This is a genomic window from Pseudonocardia kunmingensis, from assembly GCF_006716445.1.
Lineage (GTDB): Bacteria > Actinomycetota > Actinomycetes > Mycobacteriales > Pseudonocardiaceae > Pseudonocardia > Pseudonocardia kunmingensis.
This window is the reverse complement of the sequence record NZ_VFPA01000001.1, coordinates 1,120,847-1,141,417: the sequence shown is the minus strand read 5'-3', so window position 1 is coordinate 1,141,417 and position 20,571 is coordinate 1,120,847. Positions and strand designations below refer to the sequence as shown.

The following is a 20,571-nucleotide window of genomic DNA, read 5'->3' as shown; positions in this document are numbered from 1 at the left end:
CGTGCACGCCACGACAACCCCGGACGGCACCCGCATCGCCTACCAGGTCGGCGGGTCGGGCCCGCCCCTGCTGCTGCTCTCCGGGCAGGCGAGCTCCCACACCTGGTGGAACGGCGTCCGCGACGAGCTCGCGGCCGCCCACACGACCGTGACGATGGACTACCGCGGCACCGGCGCGAGCGACAAGCCCGACACCCCGCACAGCACGCCCGGCTTCGCCGAGGACGCGGTGGCGGTGCTCGACGCGCTCGGGATCACGCAGGCCGACGTCTACGGCACGTCGATGGGCGGGCGGGTGGCCCAGTGGCTGGCGGCCCGGTACCCGGGGCGCGTGCGCCGCCTCGTCCTGGGCTGCACGTCGCCGGGCGGGGTGCACGCGGTGGAACGCGCCGACGACGTGCGCCGCTCGCTCGCGCAGCCGGACCCGGCGGCCAACCGGCAGGCGCTGCTCGAGCTGATGTACACGCCCGACTGGCTGCGCCGCGAGCCCGGCCCCTACTGGACGCTGGGCGACCCGGACATGCCCCCGCACTCGCGGCGCGGGCACCTGCGGGCCAGCGCGCGGCACGACGCCTGGGACGCGCTGCCCGGGATCGCGGCCCCCACGCTCGTGCTGCACGGCGGCGACGACCGGCTCAACCCGGCCGCCAACGCCCCCCTGCTGGCCGAGCGCATCCCCGGGGCGCGCCTGCACGTGATCCCGGGCGCCCGGCACGCCTACTTCGAGGAGTTCCGCGACGTCGCGGGCCCGCTGGTCGAGGCGTTCCTCGCCGCGGAACGGCACGCATGACGAACGGCACTTTCGTCGGTTAGGTACCGACGAGAGTGCCGTTCGTCAGCGGGGTGCTCCGTTCCCCGACTACCGGAGCGCCGTTGCGGTTATCCCGCATCCGTGGCCATCACCGCCGAGCACCTGACGCAGCTGTTCGACTCCGACCTCGCCGACCCGCACCTCGTCGTCACCGCGGGGGAGCCCCGGGTCGTCGACGGGCCGGCCGAGGAGGGGGACGGGCTCGTGGTCGCCTCCCGCGCCGACCTGCTGGCCGCGCGGGGCGGCCGGCGCCCCGAGGGCGAGACCCTCGACGAGCTCGCCGCCCGCCTGGACACCGCGGTGACCGGCATGGGCGGCTGAGCGCGCGTCACGCCCGCAGCCGCAGGCCCTTCGGGGTGACGCGGAATCCGGCCTCGGTGAGCACCTCGGCCAGGTCGGAGCCCAGCGACCCGACGCCGTCGGCGCGCTCGACGGCCAGGCTCCCGAGCCAGCCCTCGTGCACCGCACCGGCCAGGGCGTGGGCGGCCGCCACGAGCTCCTCGCGCTCCGCGGCGAACGACAGCAGCGACCGGCCGCCCCGCTCGACGTACAGCACGGGTGCGCCCTCGACGAGCACGACGAGCGCCCCCGCCTTGCGGCCCGGCCGGTGCTTGCTGTCGCCGACCGTGCCGGGCCAGGCGAGCGCGGCGCCGTAGGGCTGCGCCGGGTCGGCGGCGGCGAGCACCACGCCGGCCGGGCCCGCCGGACCGCGGCCCGCCCCGTCGGCTCCGGGCCATCCCGCACCGGACGCGCCCGGGGGACCGCCGTCCGGTCGCGACATCGCGCGGAGCCGGTCGATCGCGCCCGGCACCGCGAACTGCGCCGCGCCGAGGCCCTCCACCACGTAGCCGCGCCGCGCGCGGCCCGAATCCTCCATGGCCCGCAGCACCCGGTACACCCCGGCGAACCCGCCGCTGACCCGCTCGGTGCCGAGCGCGCCGCGGGTGAGGACGCCGTGGCGCTCGAGGAACGCCTCGGCGCGGGCGTGGGCGCGACGGGTGGGGTCGGGCTCCCGTTCCACGGCGAGTGACCACCGCCCGCCGACCGACGGCGGCCCGCCACGGCTCGGCATGGCCGGGCGCCCGGCGCGCAGCTGCGCGTACCGGCCACGGGCGGGGGAGCGGCGGCTGCGGTGGGCCGGGCCACCGCGGCTGCCGGGGGCCCGCCCGCCGCCCAGGCGCGCCCGCAGCGGCGAGAGGGTGTCGTTGGTGAGCAGGCCCGCCCACACCAGGTCCCAGACCGCGGCGACGACCACGTCGTCGGACGGGGCCTGCTCCCCGGCGTCGAGCAGGGTGCGGGTGGTGCGATCGGTGAGCTCCCGGAAGAAGAGCGCGCCGGCGCCGACCGGCGGTGCGTCGAGCTCGGGCAGGCCCAGCGCGGCGAGGACGGCCCGGTGCAGCGGTGTGCCGGCGACGTCCGGCTCCGGCTCGGGCAGCAGCAGGTCGGCGACGTCGGACGGGGCGACCGCGAGCCAGCCGTCGCTGCCGGCGAGCGGGCCGCACCCGGTCCAGGTGACCTCGCCGGCCGCCGTGAGCTCGTCGAGCAGCGCCGGGGTGTAGCCGGGCAGCCGGGCGGGCAGGACCAGCGACTCGAGCGCGCTCGCCGGCAGCGGCGCCCCGGCGAGCTGCTCCACCACGCCGAGCACGTCCTCCGCGCCGGGTGCGCGACGCATCCGGCCGCGGCGCTCGCCGCCGGGTGCGGCCTGCACGCCCTGCCAGGCCGGCAGGAACCGCCCGAGCGCCCGCTGCTCCACCGGCTCGACCTCGGCGCGCAACCGGGCGAGCGAGCCGCGCCGCAGCCGCCGCAGCACCTCCGCGTCGCAGTACTCGAGCGGGTCGGCCCCGCGGCTCGCGTCGGCGGGTTGCAGGGCGAGCGGGCGCAGCTCGCCGCGGACCAGCCGGCCGGCGCCGACGAGCCGGTCGAGCACGCCGGTGACCACGGCGACCCCGAGCCCGAAGCGCGCCGCGCACTCGGCCGCGGCGAACGGCCCGTGGCTGCGGGCGTAGCGCAGCACGAGATCGCCCAGCGGGTCGGCCACGGGCTCGGTGAACGTCTCGGGCACCCCGACGGGCAGCGCCGCGCCGAGCGCGTCGCGCACCCGCCCGGCGTCCTCGATAGCCAGCCAGCGCTCCTCGCCGCCCATGCGGACGCGGATGGCGCGCCGCGCGGACTCCAGCCCCTGCAGCCACTCCTCCGCCACCCCGCGCGCCGCCGCCTCGGCGGTGGTGAGGTCGCCGAGGAAGCGCAGCAGGTCGGCGGCGCCCTCGGCGTCGCGCGCGTGCCGGTCCGGTGCGAGGCGCTGCAGCTGCGCCTCGACCTCGGCCACGACCTCCGGGTCGAGCAGCTCCCGGATGGCCTCCGAGCCGAGCAGCTCGGCCAGCAGCGTGGAGTCGAGCGACAGGGCCGCCGCCCGCCGCTCGGCCAGCGGCGCGTCGGACTCGTAGAGGAACATCCCGACGTAGCCGAACAGCAGGCTGCGCGCGAACGGTGACGGCGCGGGCGTGGCCACCTCGACCACGCGCACCTTGCGCGCCTGCACGTCGGCCATCAGCTCGCGCAGCCCGGGCAGGTCGTAGACGTCCTGCACGCACTCGCGCATCGCCTCGAGCGTGACCGGGAACTGCTCGTAGCGCCCGGCCACCGCGAGCAGCTGCGAGGCTCGTTGGCGCTGCTGCCACAGCGGGGTGCGCCGGCGCGGGTCGCGGCGGGGCAGCAGCAGCGACCGCGCCGCGCACTCGCGGAACCGGGACGCGTACAGCGACGAGCCGCCCAGCTCGGCCACCACGACCTGCTCCACCTCGGCCGGGTCGAGCAACACGTCCTCGGCGGTGGGGACGACCTCGGCGCCGGAGTCGTCGACGGCGTCCGGCACCCGCAGGACGATGCCGTCGTCGGCGCCCGACGCGTGCACCTCGACCCCGCGCCGCTCCCGCATCCGGGCCGCGATCGCGAGCGCCCACGGCCCGTTGACCTTGGCACCGAACGGGGAGTGCACCACCAGGCGCCAGTCGCCCAGCTCGTCGCGGAACCGCTCGACGAGCAGGGTGCGGTCGCTGGGGACGTGGCGGGTGGTCTCGCGCTGCTCGTGCAGGTAGGCGATGAGGTTGTCGGTGGCCCACTCGTCGAGCCCGGCCGCCGTGGCGCGCTCGCGGGCGTCCTCGGCGGACAGGCCCGTCATCTCGCGCACGAACGCACCGACCGCCCGCCCCAGCTCCAGCGGGCGACCGACCTGCTCGCCCTTCCAGAACGGCATCCGCGCCGGTTGCCCCGGCGCAGGGGTGACGATCACGCGGTCGTGGGTGATGTCCTGCACGGTCCAGCTCGACGTGCCGAGCAGGAACGTGTCGCCGACGCGGGACTCGTAGACCATCTCCTCGTCGAGCTCGCCCACCCGGGAACCGCGCCCGTCGGCCCCGCCGGGCGTCATGACCGTGAACAGCCCGCGGTCGGGGATGGTGCCCCCGGACGTGACGGCGAGCCGCTGCGCGCCCGGGCGCCCCTGGAGGGTGTCGGTGACGCGGTCCCAGGTGATGCGGGCGCGCAGCTCGCCGAACTCCTCCGACGGGTAGCGCCCGGCCAGCATGTCGAGCACGGCGTGCAGCGCCGACTCCGGCAGCGCCGCGAACGGCGCCGCCCGGCGCACCACCCGTGCGAGGTCGTCGAGCTGCCACGCCTCGAGCGCCACCATCGCGACGACGTGCTGGGCGAGCACGTCGAGCGGGTTGCGCGGGTAGCGCGTCGACTCGATCGCACCGGACGTCATCCGCTCGGCCACGACCGCGCAGGAGACCAGGTCGCCCCGGTACTTCGGGAACACGACGCCGCGCGACACCGCCCCCACCTGGTGGCCCGCCCGGCCCACGCGCTGCAGGCCGGATGCGACGCTGGGCGGCGCCTCGACCTGCACGACCAGGTCGACCGCGCCCATGTCGATGCCCAGCTCCAGGCTCGAGGTGGCCACCACACAGGGCAGCAGGCCGCTCTTGAGCTCCTCCTCCACGAGCGTGCGCTGCTCGCGCGACATCGATCCGTGGTGCGCCTTCGCGACGGTGGGCACCGCCCCGCCGCCGATGCCGGACTGCCCGATCGCCTCGGCGGGGAAGGTGTCGAGGTCCTGCACCTCGCCCTCGACCTCCTCGGCGGCCAGCTCGTTGAGCCGCGCCGTGAGCCGCTCGGCCAGCCGCCGCGAGTTGGAGAACACGATGGTGGAGCGGTGCTCGCGCACCAGCCCGAGCAGGCGCCGCTCCACCGCGGGCCAGATCGACGGCCGCTGCGCCGACCCGGCCGCCGACCCGATGACCTCCTCGTCGCTGCTGCCCACCGCGGGCTGCTCGTCGAGCGCGGCGAGGTCGGGCACCGGCACCTCGACGGCCACCTCGATCGTCTTCGGGATCGGTGGCTGGATGACCTCCACGGGGCGGGCGCCCGCGAGGAACGTGGCCACCTCGTCGACCGGGCGCACGGTGGCCGACAGCCCGATGCGCTGCGCCGGGCGGTGCTGATGGCCCGACCCCGCGAGCGGGTCTGGCGCGAGCAGCTCGTCGAGCCGCTCCAGGGACAGCGCGAGGTGGGCGCCGCGCTTGGTGCCCGCGACGGCGTGCACCTCGTCGACGATGACGGTCTGCACGCCGCGCAGCGACTCCCGCGCGGCCGAGGTGAGCAGCAGGAACAGCGACTCCGGGGTGGTGACCAGCACGTCGGGCGGGGTGCGCGCGAACTGGCGCCGCTCGTCGGCGGGGGTGTCGCCGGTGCGCATGCCCACCGTGATGTCCGGCTCGGGCAGGCCGAGCCGGGTGGCGGCCTGGCGGATGCCGGCCAGCGGCGAGCGCAGGTTGCGCTGCACGTCGACGGCCAGCGCCTTGAGCGGGGACACGTAGAGCACGCGGCAGCGCTGCGCGGCCTCCGGTGGGGGCGGCCCGGCGGCGAGCCGGTCGAGCGCCCACAGGAACGCGGCCAGGGTCTTGCCGGAGCCGGTCGGGGCGACGACGAGCGCGTGCCGGCCGGCCTGCGCCGCCGCCCACGCGCCCTCCTGGGCGGCGGTGGGCGCGGCGAAGGCCCCGCGGAACCAGTCGCGGGTGGCGGGGGAGAAGCCGTCGAGCGCGCTCACGGGTCCATGATGCGCGCGGAGTCCGACACTTTCCGCGCGCCCGACCCCCGAGGTTCCCCCGACCCCTCCGGGCAGGGCGCTGTGGGACGTGCCTCGGGTGGTCCGTCGCCCGTGCGGCCGCCGGCAGGTCGTACCCGGTCTTCCGTCAGTCGCCCCTGGTCGGCTCGTCCGTCGGGCGGGGCACGGTCATCGCCAGCAAGGCGATGTCGTCCTTGGGTGCGGGCGCGAACTGGTCGATGCGGGTCGTGAGGTCGGCGACGAGTGCGGCGGCCCCGCAGCCGATCCGGGCGGCGAGGAACCGCATGAGGCCCTCCTGCCCGAAGGGCTCACCGTCGACGGGGGTGTCGGTCAGTCCGTCGGTGTAGAGCAGCAGCGTCTCGCCGGGCCCCAGGCGGACGCTGCAGGCGCTGAACCGGGCGTCGGGCAGGGCGCCGACGAGCATCCCGTCCTCGGGCAGGATCTCGATCACGTCGTCGTCCTGCCCGCCGGGCTGCGCCCGGATCAACATGGCCGGCTCGTGACCGCCGGTGCCGAGGGTGACGAGGAATCCGGGTCCGCCGGGGTCGGGCTGCAGGAGCCCGAACATGACGGTGGCGAAGCGCGGGCCGGTGGTGGGCTCGTTGAGCAGTGCGGCGTTCACCTCGGCCAGCACGCTGATCGGACGCGGGTCGTGCCAGGCGGCCGCACGGAGCGTGTAGCGGGTGAGCGAGGTCAGGGCGGCCGCCGGTGCCCCGTGCCCGCAGACGTCGCCGAGGAAGAAGGCCCACCGGCCACCGGGTAGCGGGAACACGTCGTAGAAGTCGCCGCCGACGTTGCGGGTGGAGGCGGGGTGGTAGTGGCTGGCCAGCTCGAGGTCGGGCACCTCGGGCAGGGCGGGCGGGAGCAGGGTGCGTTGCAGGGTGGTGGCGAAGGTCTGGATGATCGCGCTGTCGCGCTCCATCGTGGCCCGGTCGCGCTCGGCACGCGCCCGCAGCTGCCGTTCTGCTCGGACGGTCCGCAGCGACGAGAGCCGCAGCTCCAGCTGGTCCATCACGATCGCAGCCAGGTCGGAGAGCGTCTCCAGGCCGGCCGCGCCGGCCTCGCGCGGTCGCGTGTCGAGCACGTTCACGGTGCCCAGGCGGTGCCCGTCGCGGGTGACGATGGGCGCGGCGGCGTAGAACCGCACGCCCATCTCGCCGTGGACCAGCGGATGATTCGCGGTGCGGAGGTCGGTCAGGGCGTCCGTGACGACGTAGGGGGTGTCCTGGCAGACGGCCGAGGCGCACAACCCGGGCTCGGTCCCGATCTCGGTGACACCGTCGAGACCATGCGTCGCCTTGAACCAGACCCGGTCCTCGTCCACGATGCTCACGGTCGCGATCGGGGTGTCGAGCCACCGCGCCGCCAGCGCCGCGACCCGGTCGAAGGCGCCGTCGCGCGGGGTGTCGAGGATGTCGTAGCGGGCCACCGCAGCCAGCCGGGCACCGTCACGAACGGCTGAACGCACCTCGTCCGGAGCGAGGACCCGGGTTCGGTGGGCCGGGCCCGCCTCCCTCTCATCGTCCAACGCGGCGCACCTCGCCTCCGACCCCGGAACATCGGACCACGCCCGACGCTACGCTGCCGCCGCCGACCAACAGGCACGGCGCCCAGGTCGACGGTGCTCGCGGCGCGACCTGCAGCGCCTCGACGAGGCCAGGCCCGCTTCGCCCAGGGTGACGCCTGCGCTCGGCGTCGTCGTCCATCATGAACGGGTTCCCGGCAATCCGCATGGAGGTGCGATGGCACTGGACGACCGGCTCCGCGACGACGCGGACGCGCTCACCCCGGAGCTCGTGGACCTGCGCCACCGGCTGCACCGGCACCCGGAGGTCGGCCTGGACCTGCCGGTCACGCAGCGGACGGTCCTCGAGGAGCTCGACGGGCTCGGGCTCGAGGTGAGCACCGGCACGGCGCTGTCCTCGGTGACGGCGGTGCTGCGCGGCACCGCGTCGGGCCCCGCCGTCCTGCTCCGCGGCGACATGGATGCGCTGCCCGTCACAGAGGCCACCGGCCTGGGCTACTCCAGCCGCGTGGACGGCGCGATGCACGCCTGCGGCCACGACCTGCACACGACGATGCTCGTCGGCGCCGCCCGGCTGCTCGCCGCGCAGCGGGACGCGCTCGCGGGCGACGTCGTGTTCATGTTCCAGCCCGGCGAGGAGGGCTGGGACGGTGCCGGCCACATGATCGCCGAGGGCGTGCTGGACGCCGCGGGGCGGCGGGCGGACTCCGCGTACGGCATGCACGTGATGTCGGCGCGGATCCCGCACGGGGTGTTCACCACGCGGCCGGGGCCGATGCTGGCCGCGAGCGACGGCCTCTTCGTCACGGTGCGCGGCGCGGGCGGGCACGGCTCGGCGCCACACCTGGCGCTCGACCCCGTCACCGCGGCCGCGGAGATGGTGACCTCGCTGCAGACGCTGGTGACCCGCCGGTTCGACGTGTTCGACCCGGTGGTGCTCACCGTCGGCATGTTCCACGCCGGCACCAAACGCAACATCATCCCGGACGAGGCCCGGTTCGACGCGACCGTGCGCTCGTTCTCCGAGGCGGCGCGCGACCGCATGCGGCAGGAGGCGCCGCGGCTGTGCGCGCGGATCGCCGAGGCCTACGGCTGCGAGGCCGACGTCGCGTTCACCGCGGAGTACCCGGTCACGGTGAACGACCCCGCGCACGCCGCCTTCGCGGCCGGCGTGGCCGCCGAGGTCTTCGGCGACCGGCGGGCCGCACCGCTGGTGGACCCGTTCACCGGGTCGGAGGACTTCTCCCGGGTGCTGGCGCAGGTGCCGGGGGCCTTCGTGTTCCTCGGTGCGCACGGCAGCGACGGCGTGGACGGCCCGAACAACCACAGCCCGCGGGCGGTGTTCGACGACGCGGTGCTGGCCGACGGCGCCGTCCTGCACGCCCAGCTCGCCGTCCGGGCGCTGCGGCGCGACGCGGCGGCGTGAGCACCCGGCCGGCGGTCGTGGGGGTGGGGGAGCGCGGGCTGTGCGCAGGCCGCCCACGGCGTCGCGGGCCCACGCGTATCAGTGGGAACGGAGCGGCGTTCCCGCAACCCGTGGCCGGAGCGCCAGCGCCACCCCCACCGCGCAGAGCGCGATGCCGGGCAGCGCGAGCGGGCCGGGCACCTCGCCGAACATGAGCAGCGCCCAGACCATCGTGGTCGGCGGCGTGAGGTAGAGCAGCGTGCTCACGCGGACGGCGCCGGTGCGGCGCAGCACCACCAGGTAGGCGCCGTACCCGCCGAAGGAGGACAGGACGACCACCCACGCCACGGCCCACCAGAAGGCGGGGTCGGCCGGTGGCTGCAGGCGCCCCCCAGCGGCGGCCACGGCGACGAAGAACCCGGCCGCGACGACGGTCTGCGCCGTCAGGGACTGCAGGGGCGTCTCTGCGGGGCGCAGCCGCCGCTCCAGCAGCGTGCCGGCCGAGAGCGCCGCCATGCCGCCCACCGGGAGCAGGAACGCCCACCACGGCGCGCCGTCGAGGCCGAGGTCGCCCGCGACGACCAGGGCGACCCCCGCGAGGCCCACCCCGAGGCCCACGCGCTGCCGGCGGCCCGTGCGCTCCCCGAGCAGCGGCCCGGCGGCCGCGGCGACGAGCAGCGGCTGCAGCGCGGCGACCAGCGCCGTGGTGCCCGCAGGCACGCCGAGCGCGACCCCGGTGACGACCCCGCCCAGGTACAGGCACTGGCACAGCAGCCCGAGCGCGCTCTGGCGCAGCAGCGCGCGGGGCCCGAGCCGGGTCCCGAGCACGAGCGCGACCGCGGTCAGGACGCCGGCCGCCACCAGGTAGCGCCAGGCGAGGAGGGTGTCGGCCGGCGCGAACCGCGTGCCCAGCTCGGCTCCGACGAAACCGGAGCTCCACAGCACCACCAGCGCCGCGCCCGCGGCCGCATCTGCCCGTCGTGCATCCATGTCCTGCAGGTAACCATACCGGTCGGTATACTCGCCGTGTATGAGCACCGACTTCGAGGTCGAACAGCCGCTGACGCCGGCGGGCGAGCGGCTCGTCGCCGCGGCGGCGCAGCTGTTCTACCGACAGGGGATCCGCGCGGTGGGGGTCGACCTGATCGCCGACACCGCCGGCACCACCAAGAAGACCCTCTACGACCGGTTCGGCAGCAAGGACGCGCTGGTCGCCCTGTACCTGCGGCGCAGGGCACTGCGCTGGCAGGAGTTCGTGGGCGGGTACCTGGAGCGCACGCCGCACGGGCGCGACCGCGTGCTGGTGGTCTTCGACGCGCTCGCCGACTGGCTCGAGGAGCAGGACCGCGGCTGCGCCTTCGTCAACGCCCACGCCGAGATCGGCGGCACCGACCACCCGGGCGTCCCGGTCATCCGCGCCGAGAAGGCGGCCATGCGCGCGCTGTTCACCGAACAGGTGCGGGCGGCGGGCCTCGCGGGCGCCGAGCGCCTCGGCGCGCAGCTGCACGTGCTCTACGAGGGCGCGAACGTCGCGGTGACGGCGGGCGGGCAGGCCGACGCGATCGACCACGCCCGCGCCGCCGCCGCGCGGCTATTGGAGGGCTGAGAGCTCCCGCGCGAGCTCGCCGAGCGCGCGGTCGGCACCGCTGCCCGGGCGGTAGGTGCACGCGATCCCGACCGCGGCCACCGCCGTGCCGGCCACGACCGCGCGCACGGCGTCCGCGACCGCGGACAACCCGGGACCGCCGGGCGCCGGGAACAGCAGGCCGGGGAAGTCGGCCGGATCGACCACGTCGACGTCGAGGTGCAGGTAGGTCGGCCCGCCCGGCAGCACGGCAGCCACCTCGCCGACCGGCACGCGCCGGATCGCCGAGTTCGCGAGGAACGCCGCCTCGGGCGGGTCCAGGTCGCGCGCGTCGACGAGCACCACGTCCCGCTCCGCGACGGAGCGCAGCCGCAGCCGCTCGGGCAGCGTGCGGTCGGACCCGCCGACGAGCTGGCGCACCGGGAAGCCGCCCGCGTAGCCCGACGTCGACGTCTCGGGGGTCTGCACGTCGCCGTGCGCGTCGAACCACACGACGCGCGGGTCGCGCCCGGCCCGCTGCAGGCCCGCGACGACACCGAGGGCGGTCGTGCAGTCGCCGGAGAGCACCACGGGGACGCCTCCGGCGGAGACCTCCGCGGCGACGGCGGCCGCCACCTCCTCGGCGACGACCGCCGCCCGCTCCCAGAGCGTGCCCCCGGGCAGCGCGGGCGCGACCGTCCGGTCGGGGGTGAGCGGGAGCTCCAGGTCGGGGAGGTGTTCGTCGAGGTGGAACGGGACGGCGATGACGGTCACGAGCACAGTGTGCGCCACTTCCGCCCGGCTACCACCACGCGTGGCCGAGCGCGGACCGGGCTCGCACACCGATTCCTGTGCTCGCACACCGACTGCAGTCGGTGTGCGAGCGCGGCAGTCGGTGTGCGAGCGGCGTCGGCGGGAATCGGACGCCGGCATGCGGGGTCCGATAGCCGCCGGATCCGGGGCGTCCGGGGCCCGAGGCTCGGTCCTGTGGAACTGAACCTCATGGACAAGGTCGCGGTCGTCACCGGCGGCAGCAAGGGCATCGGACTGGCGACCGCTCGCACGCTGCGCGCGGAGGGCGCCCGCGTGGTCGTGGCGTCGCGCAAGAGCAGCGCCGAGCTCGACGCGCTCGCCGGACCCGGCCTCGTGCACCTCCCGGTCGACCTGACCGACCCCGAGGCGCCCGCCGCCGTCGTCGCGCACGCCGTGGACGTCTTCGGCGGCCTGGACGTCCTCGTCAACAACGCCGGCGGGCCACCGCCCGGCGTGTCCCTGCCCCGCTTCTCCTTCCTCCCCCTGACCGACGGCGACTGGCGGGAGATGTTCGACTTCAACCTGTTCTCGGCCGTGCGGGCCTGCCGTGCGGCGATCCCCGTCATGGTGGAGAGGGGTGGCGGCGCGATCGTGAACGTGTCGTCGGCCGTGGCGCGCCAGCCCGGCACCATGAACGTCGACTACTCGGCGGCGAAGGCGGCGATGACGAACCTGGGCAAGGCCCTGTCGGAGGAGTTCGCGCCGCAGGGCGTGCGCGTCAACACCGTCTCCCCCGGCCCGGTGCGCACCCCGTGGTGGACCGACGAGGGCGGTGCCGCCGACGTCCTCGCCGCCGCGTTCGGCTCCGACCGCGAGGCCGTCATGGAGCAGGTGGCCCCGGAGGCGATGGCGCTGCGCACCGGGCGGCTGCTCGACCCGCAGGAGGTCGCGGACGTGATCGCGCTGCTCGCCTCGCCGCGCTCGGCGAGCACGACCGGCGCCGACGTCCTCGTCGACGGCGGCTTCCACAAGGGGGTCTAGGAAAGGGTCCAGGAAGGGGCGCAGAACACACTGGTGCGGCGGGCGGCGGCGCACCAGGATCGGGTGTCGTGCCCGTCGAGACCGCCGTCCAGCGCCGCATCCTGTTCGTGCTCGCCGCCACCCAGGTGCTCGGCGGGGTCGGCGTCTCCACCGCGATCGCGGTCAGCTCGCTGGTGGCCTCGCGGCTGTCCGGGTCGGAGGCCGTGGGCGGGCTGGCGCAGACCGGCACCGTGCTCGGTGCGGCCGCGGCGTCGTTCGTCGTGGCCCGCATCGCGAACCGGAAGGGGCGCCGGCCCGCTCTGAGCCTCGGCTACGGCACCGCGGCGGTGGGCGGGGCGGTCGCGGTGGTCGCGGTGTCGGCGGGCTCGGCGGCCGGACTGCTCGTCGGGCTGGTGCTGGTCGGCGCGGCGACGGCGGCGGGCCTCGCCGCGCGGTTCGCCGCCACCGACCTCGCGGCCCCCGAGCGGCGGGCGCGTTCGCTCGCCATGGTCGTCTGGGCCACCACGGTCGGTGCGGTGGCGGGGCCGAACCTCGCGGGCCCGGTCCAGGGGGTGGCCGGTGGGCTCGGCCTGGAGCCCACCACCGGCCCGTACCTGCTGTGCGCGGTGGCGTTCACCGTCGCCGCGGCCGGCACCTGGGTCGGCCTGCGCCCTGACCCGCTGCTGCTCGCCCGGCACGCCGCGGGCGCCACGACGGCGGTGGCCGGGGGAGCGCAGGTCCGCGCCGCGCTGCGCCGCTCGCCCGCCGCGCTGCTGGGGCTGGGCGGGATCGTGGTGAGCCACCTGCTCATGGTCGGGCTGATGTCGATGACGCCGGTGCACATGGACCACGGCGGCGCCACCCTCGCCGTGGTCGGGTTTGTGATCAGCCTGCACGTCGCGGGCATGTACGCGCTCAGCCCGCTGTTCGGCTGGCTCGCCGACCGCGCCGGGCGGTCCCGCGTGCTGGCGCTGGCCGGGGCGCTGCTGCTCGCCGCCGGCGTGGTCTGCGCGGTGGCCGGCCCGACCGACACCGGCCTGCTCACCGCAGGCCTCGTCCTGCTGGGGCTGGGCTGGTCGGCGGGCCTCGTCGCCGGGTCGGCGCTGCTGTCGGAGTCGGTGCCGGCGCACGTGCGCACCGGCGCGCAGGGCCTGTCCGACGTGGCGATGAACGTCAGCGGCGCGGTCGGCGGCGTGGCCGCCGGGATCGTGGTGGCCGGCGCCTCCTACGCGGCGCTCGGTGTGGTGGCCGCGGTGGTCGTCCTGCCGTACCTGGCGGCCGCCGGCGTGACCGCGGTGCGTGGCACGCCCCGCCCGGCCACCTGAGGCGGCGCGTCAGCGCCTGCGGTTGAACCACCACCAGCGCAGCAGCACCGCCAGCGACGCCAGCAGCCCGAACAGCACGACCAGCCGCCCCACCGGGGACGACAGCCCCGTGGGGTCCTGCGCGAGCGCGAGAACGGACATCACGGACACGACGCTACCGCCGGGGAAAGCGGGATTCGCATGACGAACGGCACTTTCGTCGGTTAGGTAGCGACGAAAGTGCCGTTCGTCCGGGTGGGGGCGTCACGCGCCGGCCCACCCGGGCTCCGCCGTCCCGTACGAGGGAGCGGGCGCGGGCCAGGTGAGGGGCCTGCCGTCGACCGTGCCGGGCAGGACGGCGAGGGTCAGCCGCCCGTCCGGTGCGGCGAGCGCGACGAGGTGCGGCGCCGGGTCGACGTCGGGCACGTCGGCGGGCTCGGTGCGGGGCAGCGCCTGCAGCCAGGCCGCGGTGCCGGCCAGCGCGAGCCGCACGTGGTGGGTGCCGCCCGTGCGGCGCTGCGCGTCGAGGGCGAGGAGGGCACCGGCCGCCGCCAGGTAGCCGGTCGCGTGGTCGAGCAGCTGGGCGGGCAGGGCGCCGGGCACGCCGCCGGACCCCTCGGCGTCGGCGATCCCGCACGCCGCCTGCACGATGCTGTCGAAGCCGCGGCGCCCCGCCCACGGCCCCCGGTGCCCCCACGCCGACAGCGTGACGACCACCAGCCCGGGGTGCCGCTGCGCCAGCGCCTCGGGTGCGAGCCCGAACCGGTCGAGCGCGCCCGGCCGGTACCCGGTGACGACGACGTCGGCGCCGGCCAGGAGCTCCTCGAGCCGAGGGCCGTGCGCGGCGAGGTCGAGCAGGGCGCTGCGCTTGCCCGGCAGCGTGTCGTAGGCCTGCAGCGGGATCTCCGGGCGGTCCGGTGGGTCGAGGCGCAGGACGTCGGCGCCGTGGGCCGCGAGCGTGCGCGTCGCGACGGGCCCGGCGATCACCCGCGTGAGGTCGAGGACGCGCGGGCGACGCGGGGCGCGCGGAGCGGAAGGGCCGAGCACGCGCCGCTCGACGAGCGGGGGCGGCGGCCCGGACGCGGCCCGCCACTCCCGCTCGGTGCGCACGGCGGCACCGATCCCGCCGGCCGCGTGCAGCGCGGTCTCCAGCGCGACGGCGCCGCGCTCCGCGATCGCCGCCGGGGCCTCGGCCTCGGTGCACCCGAGCACGTGCAGGGCGGCGGCGCGGTGCCACGGGTAGTTGGCGTGCAGCCGCAGCCAGCCGTCGGCCGTGCGGTGGAAGGCCGACAGCGGGTCGAACGGGCTCCCGACCGACCGCCCGCCGAGGCGCACGTGTCGCTCGCTGCGCAGCGCCACCGCGAGTGCGGTGGTGTCGACGCCGACGGGCGCGCCGGTGCCCGAGGTGCCGGCCAGCAGGCTCGCACCCACCGCCGCGGCACCGACGGCGGTGACGGGGAACGCGGACCGCAGGACGGCGGGGGGACCGGTGACCCGGATCCGGGCGAGCTCCGCCTCGGCCCCGCCGAGCGCGGCCCACACGGGGGGCAGCAGGTCCGGCACGCAGGCAGCCTGCCACTACCGTGGTGCGGGTGCGACTGACCTACTTCCGGGAGCTGATGGAGGGCGAGTTCGGCGCCGCCCGCGCGGCCTCCGTGTCCCGCGACCACGTGTTCGCCGAGCTCGACGACCGCACCGTGGAGGACGCCCTCGAGGCCGGCATCGAGCCGCGTGAGGTGTGGAAGGCGGTCTGCAACGCCTACGACGTGCCGGCCGCGCGGCGCTGACGGTCGAGCGCTGACCGTTCGGCGCACGGCGGTCGCGCATCTTAGCCATCCGGCGTGTCAGCGTCGTCTATCGAACAGGTGTTCGCTACGCTTCTCCACATCGCGGTGCGGCTGTCCACAGATCGCCACCGCTCCCGCAGACCGTCGGTGGTGCCCCCTACCGTCGGCGCCAGAACCGACAACCGTCCGAGCACTGAGGTGGAGACCCGGCGATGAGCACACCCGACCGCGAGAAGGCGTTGCAGCTCGCCCTCGCGCAGATCGAGAAGAACCACGGCAAGGGCTCGGTGATGCGCCTGGGCGACGACACCCGCCCGCCGATCGGCGTGATCCCCACCGGGTCGATCGCGCTCGACGTCGCGCTCGGCGTGGGCGGCCTGCCGCGCGGCCGCGTGGTCGAGATCTACGGCCCGGAGTCCAGCGGTAAGACCACAGTCGCGCTGCACAGCGTGGCCAGCGCGCAGGCGGCGGGCGGCGTCGCCGCGTTCATCGACGCCGAGCACGCGCTCGACCCCGAGTACGCCAAGGCGCTCGGCGTCGACACCGACGCCCTGCTCGTGTCGCAGCCCGACACCGGTGAGCAGGCCCTCGAGATCGCCGACATGCTGATCCGCTCCGGCGCGCTCGACATCATCGTCATCGACTCGGTCGCCGCGCTCGTCCCGCGCGCGGAGATCGAGGGCGAGATGGGCGACAGCCACGTGGGTCTGCAGGCCCGGCTGATGAGCCAGGCGCTGCGCAAGATCACCGGTGCGCTGAGCAACTCCGGCACCACCGCGATCTTCATCAACCAGCTGCGCGAGAAGATCGGCGTCATGTTCGGGTCGCCGGAGACCACGACCGGTGGCCGGGCGCTCAAGTTCTACTCGTCGGTGCGCCTGGACGTGCGGCGCATCGAGACGCTCAAGGACGGCTCCGACATGGTCGGCAACCGCACCCGCGTCAAGGTCGTCAAGAACAAGGTCGCGCCGCCGTTCAAGCAGGCCGAGTTCGACATCCTCTACGGCGTCGGCATCAGCCGCGAGGGCTCGCTGATCGACGTGGGCGTCGAGCAGGCGATCATCCGCAAGTCCGGAGCCTGGTACACCTACGAGGGCGACCAGCTCGGGCAGGGCAAGGAGAACGCCCGCAAGTTCATGCGCGACAACCCCGACGTCGCCAACGAGATCGAGAAGCGGATCAAGGAGAAGCTCGGGATCGGCGCCCAGGTCGACGCCGACGTCGAGCCGTTGCCCGCTCCCGTCGACTTCTGAGCATGGCCGAGGGCCGGTCCGAGCACCCGGCGGAGCGGGCCGAGGCGGACGCTGACCGCGTCGCGAGCCTCGACGGGATCGCCGGCGGGTCGGCGGAGCCCGCGGGCGCGCCGGTCGCACGGCTCGGTGCCCTGGGCGCGTCCGCGGCGGCCCGGCCCGCCGGGACCGTCGCCGGGCCGGTGCCCTCCGAGGTGAGCGGGGGTGCGGCGCCGCCCGCTGAGCCGCCGGCTGATCGGCGCGGCTCCGGTGCCGCGGCCGACCTGGGGCGCATCGGCGCGGTCGAGCAACCCGCCGCACCGGTGGCCGCGTTCGGGGCCGACGCATCGCCCGGCGACACCGAGCCGGGGCCGGTGGCGCTGTTCGACCCCGGGGCGCTCGGGGCCGACCGCACGGACGTCAGCGTGGCCGAGTTCGGCGCCGCAGCCCTCCGCCGGCGCGGCCGCTCGGCAGGCGGGCGGAGTGGGGGCGACCGCGCCATCGACGACGCCCGTGGCGAGGGCGCCTCCGGTGGCGACCGCCGGGTGGATCGCGCCGGGCGTGGTGAACGCGGTGGCCCGCGCCGGGCGGGCGGGGGAGCCGGTGCACGGGGAGCCGGCCGGTCACGGGCGCGCGACGCGACGTCCGAGCTCCACACCGCTGAGCCGCGCGCCGGCGGTTCGGACGCCGCCGGTTCGCACGGGGCGGCGCCAGGGGCCGTCCCGCCGGACCTCGAGCAGGCCGATGCCGACGGGCAGCCACAGCTCGACGCAGGGGATCGCCGCGACGGGGTGCGGCGCGGCGGTCGGTCGCGCGGGCGGGGTGGCGCGAGCCGCAGGCCAGGTGGCCGCGAAGAGCTCGAGCCCGACGCCGACCCTGTGGCCGTCGCCCGGGAGATCTGCCTGCGGATGCTCACCGACCGTGCCCGCACCCGCCAGGAGCTGGCGCAGGCCCTGCAGCGCAAGGGCGTGCCCGACGACGCGGCGCACGCGGTGCTCGACCGCTTCGACGAGGTCGGCCTGATCGACGACGCGGCGTTCGCCGGGCAGTGGGTGCGCTCCCGGCACAACCACCGCGGGCTGGCGCGCCGGGCCATCGCGATGGAGCTGCGGCGCAAGGGCGTGAGCGAGGAGGACGCGGGGGAGGCGCTCGCCGAGGTCGACGAGGAGTCCGAGGCGCAGCGCGCCCGCGAGCTCGTCGACCGCAAGCTGCGCTCGCTCGCCGTCGGCACCACCGAGCAGCGCGCCGCGGCCGGCCGGCGGCTGGTCGGGATGCTGGCCCGCAAGGGCTACGGAGCGGGCACCGCGTACCGGGTGGTGAAGGAGGCGCTCGCCGAGCGCGGCGCCGAGTCCGACGAGCTCGGCGACGCCGAACCACCGGAGGAGTGACGGAGCAGGGCTACCGCTTCTGCCGCCGGCTCCCGCCGTGCCAGTCCTCCTGCTTCCCGACCTCGTCCTCGTCGCCGCCGAGGGCACGCAGCTGCACCCGCTCGCGCAGGCTGCGCTTCATCTCGGCGAAGCCCGGGAAGCGGGCCAGCGCGATCACGTGGTCCCACAGTTCGAGCGCCTGCTCGTCATCGGGCAGCCTGCTGATCACCGGACCGAAGAAGGCGACTCCCTCCGGCGGCTCGAAGTGCAGGATCGGCGTGCCGACGTCCTTGCCGGTCAGGGCGAGCGCCTCGTCGGTCTCGGCCTGGACCACGGCGTCCCACGCCGGGTCGTCCAGCGCGTCGGCGAGGGCGATCGGCAGCCCCAGGTCGGCGAGCACGGGTGCCACGAACTCGCGCGTGCCGCGCCGCTCGCGGGCGGCCGTCTCGTCGCGGGTGCGGTCGCGTTCCCGCTCGAAGATGCGGTCCCCGAGCCCGGCGTAGAGCCGCGCGACCGCCTCGCGGCCGTGCTCCTCGCGGGTGCGGGCAGCCATCCGGAGCAGCCGCAGGCCCGCGGTGTGGCCGGCCTCGTACTCGGGCGGGAAGTGCGCGTCGTAGTCGATGTGGGAGTTGAGCAGGCGCAGCGAGATGAAGCGCCAGTCCACGCGGTAGTCGCGGCGTTCCGCCACCTTCCGCACCCACTTGCTCGTCATCCAGGCGAAGGGGCAGACGGGGTCGAAGTAGAAGTGGATGTCGGCATCGGCCACGGCGGTGACGGTAGTCCCGCGGTCGGTGCTCGGCACATCGCCGCCCGGTGAGCCGACTCCGGGCCCGGACGTGGTCGGTCAGGGCAGGAACTGTGCGGCGTTCGCCCGTGCCCACTGCGCGAACGTGGTGGCCGGTGCGCCGGTGACCCGCTGCACGGTGGGCTGCACCGCGGCGGGCCACTCCACCGATCCCGCCAAGATCGTGTCGACGTACCACGCCGCCTCGTCGCCCATGGTCGGCTGCAGCTCGGCCACCGCCTCGTCCCGGGTGACCGCCTCGAACCGCACCGGCTTGCCCCGGGCCGCGCCGATCCGGTCGGCGAGATCGACCCGCGAGAGGATCTCGGGCCCGGTGAGCGACAGCGCCCGGCCCTCGTGTCCGGCGGTGGTCAGGACCGTGGCGGCGACCCGCGCGATGTCGTCCATGGCGATCGGGGTGCTGCGGCCCTCCGGGTACGGCTCGCGGACGGTGTCGGTCGCGATGATCTGCGGCGCCCAGCTCAGCGCGTTCTCCATGAAGTCCCCGGGGGACAGGTGCGTCCACGCCATGCCGCTCGCCTCCACCGCCTTGGCGACCCCGCCCCACCAGCTCTCGTGCTCGCCGGAGAGGTCGACGACCCGCTGCACCCCGGCCTCGCGCGCCAGCCCGAGCACCTCCTCGACGGTCTCCGGGGTCGGCGCGAGGTACATCGCCTCGACGCCGTCGAACGCCGCGGGCAGGGTCGCCGGCCTGCGCAGGTAGCCGACAGCGACCTCCACCCCCTCCGGCAGCGCGGCCTTCGCGGGGTTCGTGGTGAGCGCCCGTACCGCGCCCGCGCCGCGGGCCAGCAGGTGGTCGACGACCATCCGGCCGATGTTCCCCGTCGCGCCCGTCACCAGGATCGTCATGCGTCCTCCTCGATCGTACAGCGTACGCAGATCGTAGCAGTACGCTGTACGGAGTTGTGCGCCCGGTTCACTCCTCGGCGGGCCGCAGCACCTGGACGTCGCCGGTGAAGCCGTCACCCGCGGAGAGCACGGCGAGGAACGACAGCAGCGTCCTGCGGAACGCCTGCATCGCGTGCGTCGGGACGAGGTCGGCGCGCCGCGCCAGCGCCACCGTGCGGAACAGCGGCGGCGTGAGCACGGTGCGCCGCAGCCGCGGGCGCCCGGCGAACACCAGGTCCGGCACGACCGCCACGCCGGTACCGGCCTCGACCAGCCGCAGCACGGCGTCCATCTCGCCGCCCTCCACCGCGAAGTGCGGCGTCACGCCCGCGTCGGCGAACGCCTGGAGGGCGGTCTCGCGCACGTCGTAGCCCTTGCGCGGCACGACGAGCGGCCGGCGCGCCAGCTCCCGCACGCTCATCGAGCCCCGCGAGGACGGCGCCCGCTCCGACGTCGGCGAGGCCACCGAGAGCCGCTCGCGCAGCACGGGGGTGGTGTGCAGGGCGGCGTCGGCGCCCGACGGGGGCACGATCACCAGCGCGACGTCGAGCTCCCCGCGGGCGAGCGCCCGCACCAGCGGCTGTGAGCCGCTCTCGGCCAGCTCCAGCCGGACGTCGGGGTACTGCTCGTGGAAGACCCGCAGCACGTCGGCCAGCACGCCGATGCACAGCGACGGGGTGGCGCCCACCCGGATCCGGCCGCTGCGCAGGCCGACGATCTCGGCGACGGCGGTGCGCGCGCTGTCGGCGTCGGCGAGCATGCGGCGGGCGAGGGGGAGCAGCGCCGCACCCGCCGGGGTGAGGACGGGACCCTCGCGGCCGCCGCGGTCGACGAGGGCGGCGCCCAGGTCGGTCTCGAGCGCCTTGAGCTGGCGTGACAGCGTGGGCTGCGCCACGCCCAGCGACTCGGCCGCCCGAGTGAAGCTGCGCACGTCGGCCACGGCCAGGAAGTACGCGAGCTGCGTGAACGTCACGCCCATAGCCTACGT

The 20,571-nt window shown here is 76.1% G+C and carries 18 protein-coding genes; 9 read left to right on the top strand and 9 right to left on the bottom strand.

Translation table 11 applies throughout. The features are described from left to right. Position 1: 1 nt before the first annotated feature. Both FB558_RS05445 and FB558_RS05440 read left to right on the top strand, forming a co-directional pair. Entirely contained in the window at positions 2-790 is a 789-nt protein-coding gene (locus FB558_RS05445) for an alpha/beta fold hydrolase (RefSeq protein ID WP_142048699.1), read from the top strand. 102 nt (positions 791-892) lie between these two features. Beyond that, entirely contained in the window at positions 893-1,132 is a 240-nt protein-coding gene (locus FB558_RS05440; protein ID WP_142048697.1) for a hypothetical protein, read from the top strand. Positions 1,133-1,139: 7 nt separating this feature from the next. On the opposite strand, the gene FB558_RS05435 is transcribed toward FB558_RS05440, so the two are convergent. Together FB558_RS05435 and FB558_RS05430 are read right to left on the bottom strand one after the other, a co-directional pair. Further along, the gene (locus tag FB558_RS05435) at positions 1,140-5,918 is read right to left on the bottom strand and encodes an ATP-dependent helicase (RefSeq protein ID WP_142048695.1); all 4,779 of its coding nucleotides are present in this window, start codon (positions 5,916-5,918) and stop codon (positions 1,140-1,142) included. Between the two features lie 145 nt (positions 5,919-6,063). After that, complete coding sequence (locus FB558_RS05430) at positions 6,064-7,464, bottom strand: PP2C family protein-serine/threonine phosphatase (RefSeq protein ID WP_246106261.1); 1,401 nt, start codon at positions 7,462-7,464, stop codon at positions 6,064-6,066. Between the two features lie 214 nt (positions 7,465-7,678). Here FB558_RS05430 and FB558_RS05425 point away from each other — a divergent pair, with 214 nt between their 5' ends. Continuing rightward, a complete protein-coding gene (locus tag FB558_RS05425) occupies positions 7,679-8,887 on the top strand; it encodes a M20 metallopeptidase family protein (protein ID WP_142048693.1) in 1,209 nt (402 codons plus the stop codon). A gap of 78 nt (positions 8,888-8,965) precedes the next feature. Here the strand turns inward: FB558_RS05425 and FB558_RS05420 are convergent, their stop codons facing one another. Beyond that, positions 8,966-9,856, bottom strand: a complete 891-nt coding sequence (locus FB558_RS05420; protein WP_142048691.1) for a DMT family transporter — start codon at positions 9,854-9,856, stop codon at positions 8,966-8,968. 40 nt (positions 9,857-9,896) lie between these two features. Here FB558_RS05420 and FB558_RS05415 point away from each other — a divergent pair, with 40 nt between their 5' ends. Then, entirely contained in the window at positions 9,897-10,472 is a 576-nt protein-coding gene (locus FB558_RS05415; RefSeq protein WP_142048689.1) for a TetR/AcrR family transcriptional regulator, read from the top strand. On the opposite strand, the gene FB558_RS05410 is transcribed toward FB558_RS05415, so the two are convergent. Continuing rightward, complete coding sequence (locus FB558_RS05410) at positions 10,458-11,204, bottom strand: arginase family protein (protein WP_142048687.1); 747 nt, start codon at positions 11,202-11,204, stop codon at positions 10,458-10,460. The genes FB558_RS05415 and FB558_RS05410 overlap by 15 nt on opposite strands. 213 nt (positions 11,205-11,417) lie before the next feature. Between FB558_RS05410 and FB558_RS05405 the strand changes: the two genes are divergently transcribed. Further along, a complete protein-coding gene (locus tag FB558_RS05405; protein WP_142048685.1) occupies positions 11,418-12,224 on the top strand; it encodes an SDR family NAD(P)-dependent oxidoreductase in 807 nt (268 codons plus the stop codon). A 68-nt stretch (positions 12,225-12,292) separates the two neighbouring features. Next, on the top strand, positions 12,293-13,528 hold the full coding sequence (locus FB558_RS05400) for an MFS transporter (protein WP_142048683.1): 1,236 nt from the start codon (positions 12,293-12,295) through the stop codon (positions 13,526-13,528). A 9-nt stretch (positions 13,529-13,537) separates the two neighbouring features. On the opposite strand, the gene FB558_RS45125 is transcribed toward FB558_RS05400, so the two are convergent. After that, positions 13,538-13,672 (bottom strand): hypothetical protein, encoded by a 135-nt coding sequence (locus tag FB558_RS45125; protein WP_281288625.1) that lies wholly within the window; start codon positions 13,670-13,672, stop codon positions 13,538-13,540. A 99-nt stretch (positions 13,673-13,771) separates the two neighbouring features. Next, positions 13,772-15,070, bottom strand: a complete 1,299-nt coding sequence (locus tag FB558_RS05395) for a CoA transferase (protein WP_142048681.1) — start codon at positions 15,068-15,070, stop codon at positions 13,772-13,774. 29 nt (positions 15,071-15,099) lie between these two features. Here FB558_RS05395 and FB558_RS05390 point away from each other — a divergent pair, with 29 nt between their 5' ends. The 3 genes from FB558_RS05390 (at position 15,100) to FB558_RS45460 (ending at position 17,911) form a co-directional block, all read left to right on the top strand. After that, positions 15,100-15,294 (top strand): DUF3046 domain-containing protein, encoded by a 195-nt coding sequence (locus FB558_RS05390; protein WP_142048679.1) that lies wholly within the window; start codon positions 15,100-15,102, stop codon positions 15,292-15,294. 212 nt (positions 15,295-15,506) lie between these two features. Continuing rightward, a complete protein-coding gene (recA, locus tag FB558_RS05385; protein ID WP_142048677.1) occupies positions 15,507-16,547 on the top strand; it encodes a recombinase RecA in 1,041 nt (346 codons plus the stop codon). Between the two features lie 2 nt (positions 16,548-16,549). Next, entirely contained in the window at positions 16,550-17,911 is a 1,362-nt protein-coding gene (locus tag FB558_RS45460; RefSeq protein WP_342787286.1) for a regulatory protein RecX, read from the top strand. A 10-nt stretch (positions 17,912-17,921) separates the two neighbouring features. On the opposite strand, the gene FB558_RS05375 is transcribed toward FB558_RS45460, so the two are convergent. The 3 genes from FB558_RS05375 to FB558_RS05365 all read right to left on the bottom strand — a co-directional run bounded on the left by FB558_RS05375 (position 17,922) and on the right by FB558_RS05365 (position 20,556). Continuing rightward, complete coding sequence (locus tag FB558_RS05375) at positions 17,922-18,656, bottom strand: mycothiol-dependent nitroreductase Rv2466c family protein (protein WP_142048675.1); 735 nt, start codon at positions 18,654-18,656, stop codon at positions 17,922-17,924. A gap of 78 nt (positions 18,657-18,734) precedes the next feature. Continuing rightward, complete coding sequence (locus FB558_RS05370; protein ID WP_142048673.1) at positions 18,735-19,544, bottom strand: NAD(P)H-binding protein; 810 nt, start codon at positions 19,542-19,544, stop codon at positions 18,735-18,737. 67 nt (positions 19,545-19,611) lie between these two features. Then, on the bottom strand, positions 19,612-20,556 hold the full coding sequence (locus FB558_RS05365; RefSeq protein ID WP_142048671.1) for a LysR family transcriptional regulator: 945 nt from the start codon (positions 20,554-20,556) through the stop codon (positions 19,612-19,614). Positions 20,557-20,571 lie beyond the last annotated feature (15 nt).

Bases quoted from the DNA above. Each gene is read 5' to 3' on its own strand.
- FB558_RS05425 (WP_142048693.1), top strand. From the start codon at position 7,679: ATGGCACTGGACGACCGGCTCCGCGACGACGCGGACGCGCTCACCCCG.
- FB558_RS05420 (WP_142048691.1), bottom strand. From the start codon at position 9,856: ATGGATGCACGACGGGCAGATGCGGCCGCGGGCGCGGCGCTGGTGGTG.
- FB558_RS05415 (WP_142048689.1), top strand. From the start codon at position 9,897: ATGAGCACCGACTTCGAGGTCGAACAGCCGCTGACGCCGGCGGGCGAG.
- recA (WP_142048677.1), top strand. From the start codon at position 15,507: ATGAGCACACCCGACCGCGAGAAGGCGTTGCAGCTCGCCCTCGCGCAG.
- FB558_RS45460 (WP_342787286.1), top strand. From the start codon at position 16,550: ATGGCCGAGGGCCGGTCCGAGCACCCGGCGGAGCGGGCCGAGGCGGAC.
- FB558_RS05370 (WP_142048673.1), bottom strand. From the start codon at position 19,544: ATGACGATCCTGGTGACGGGCGCGACGGGGAACATCGGCCGGATGGTC.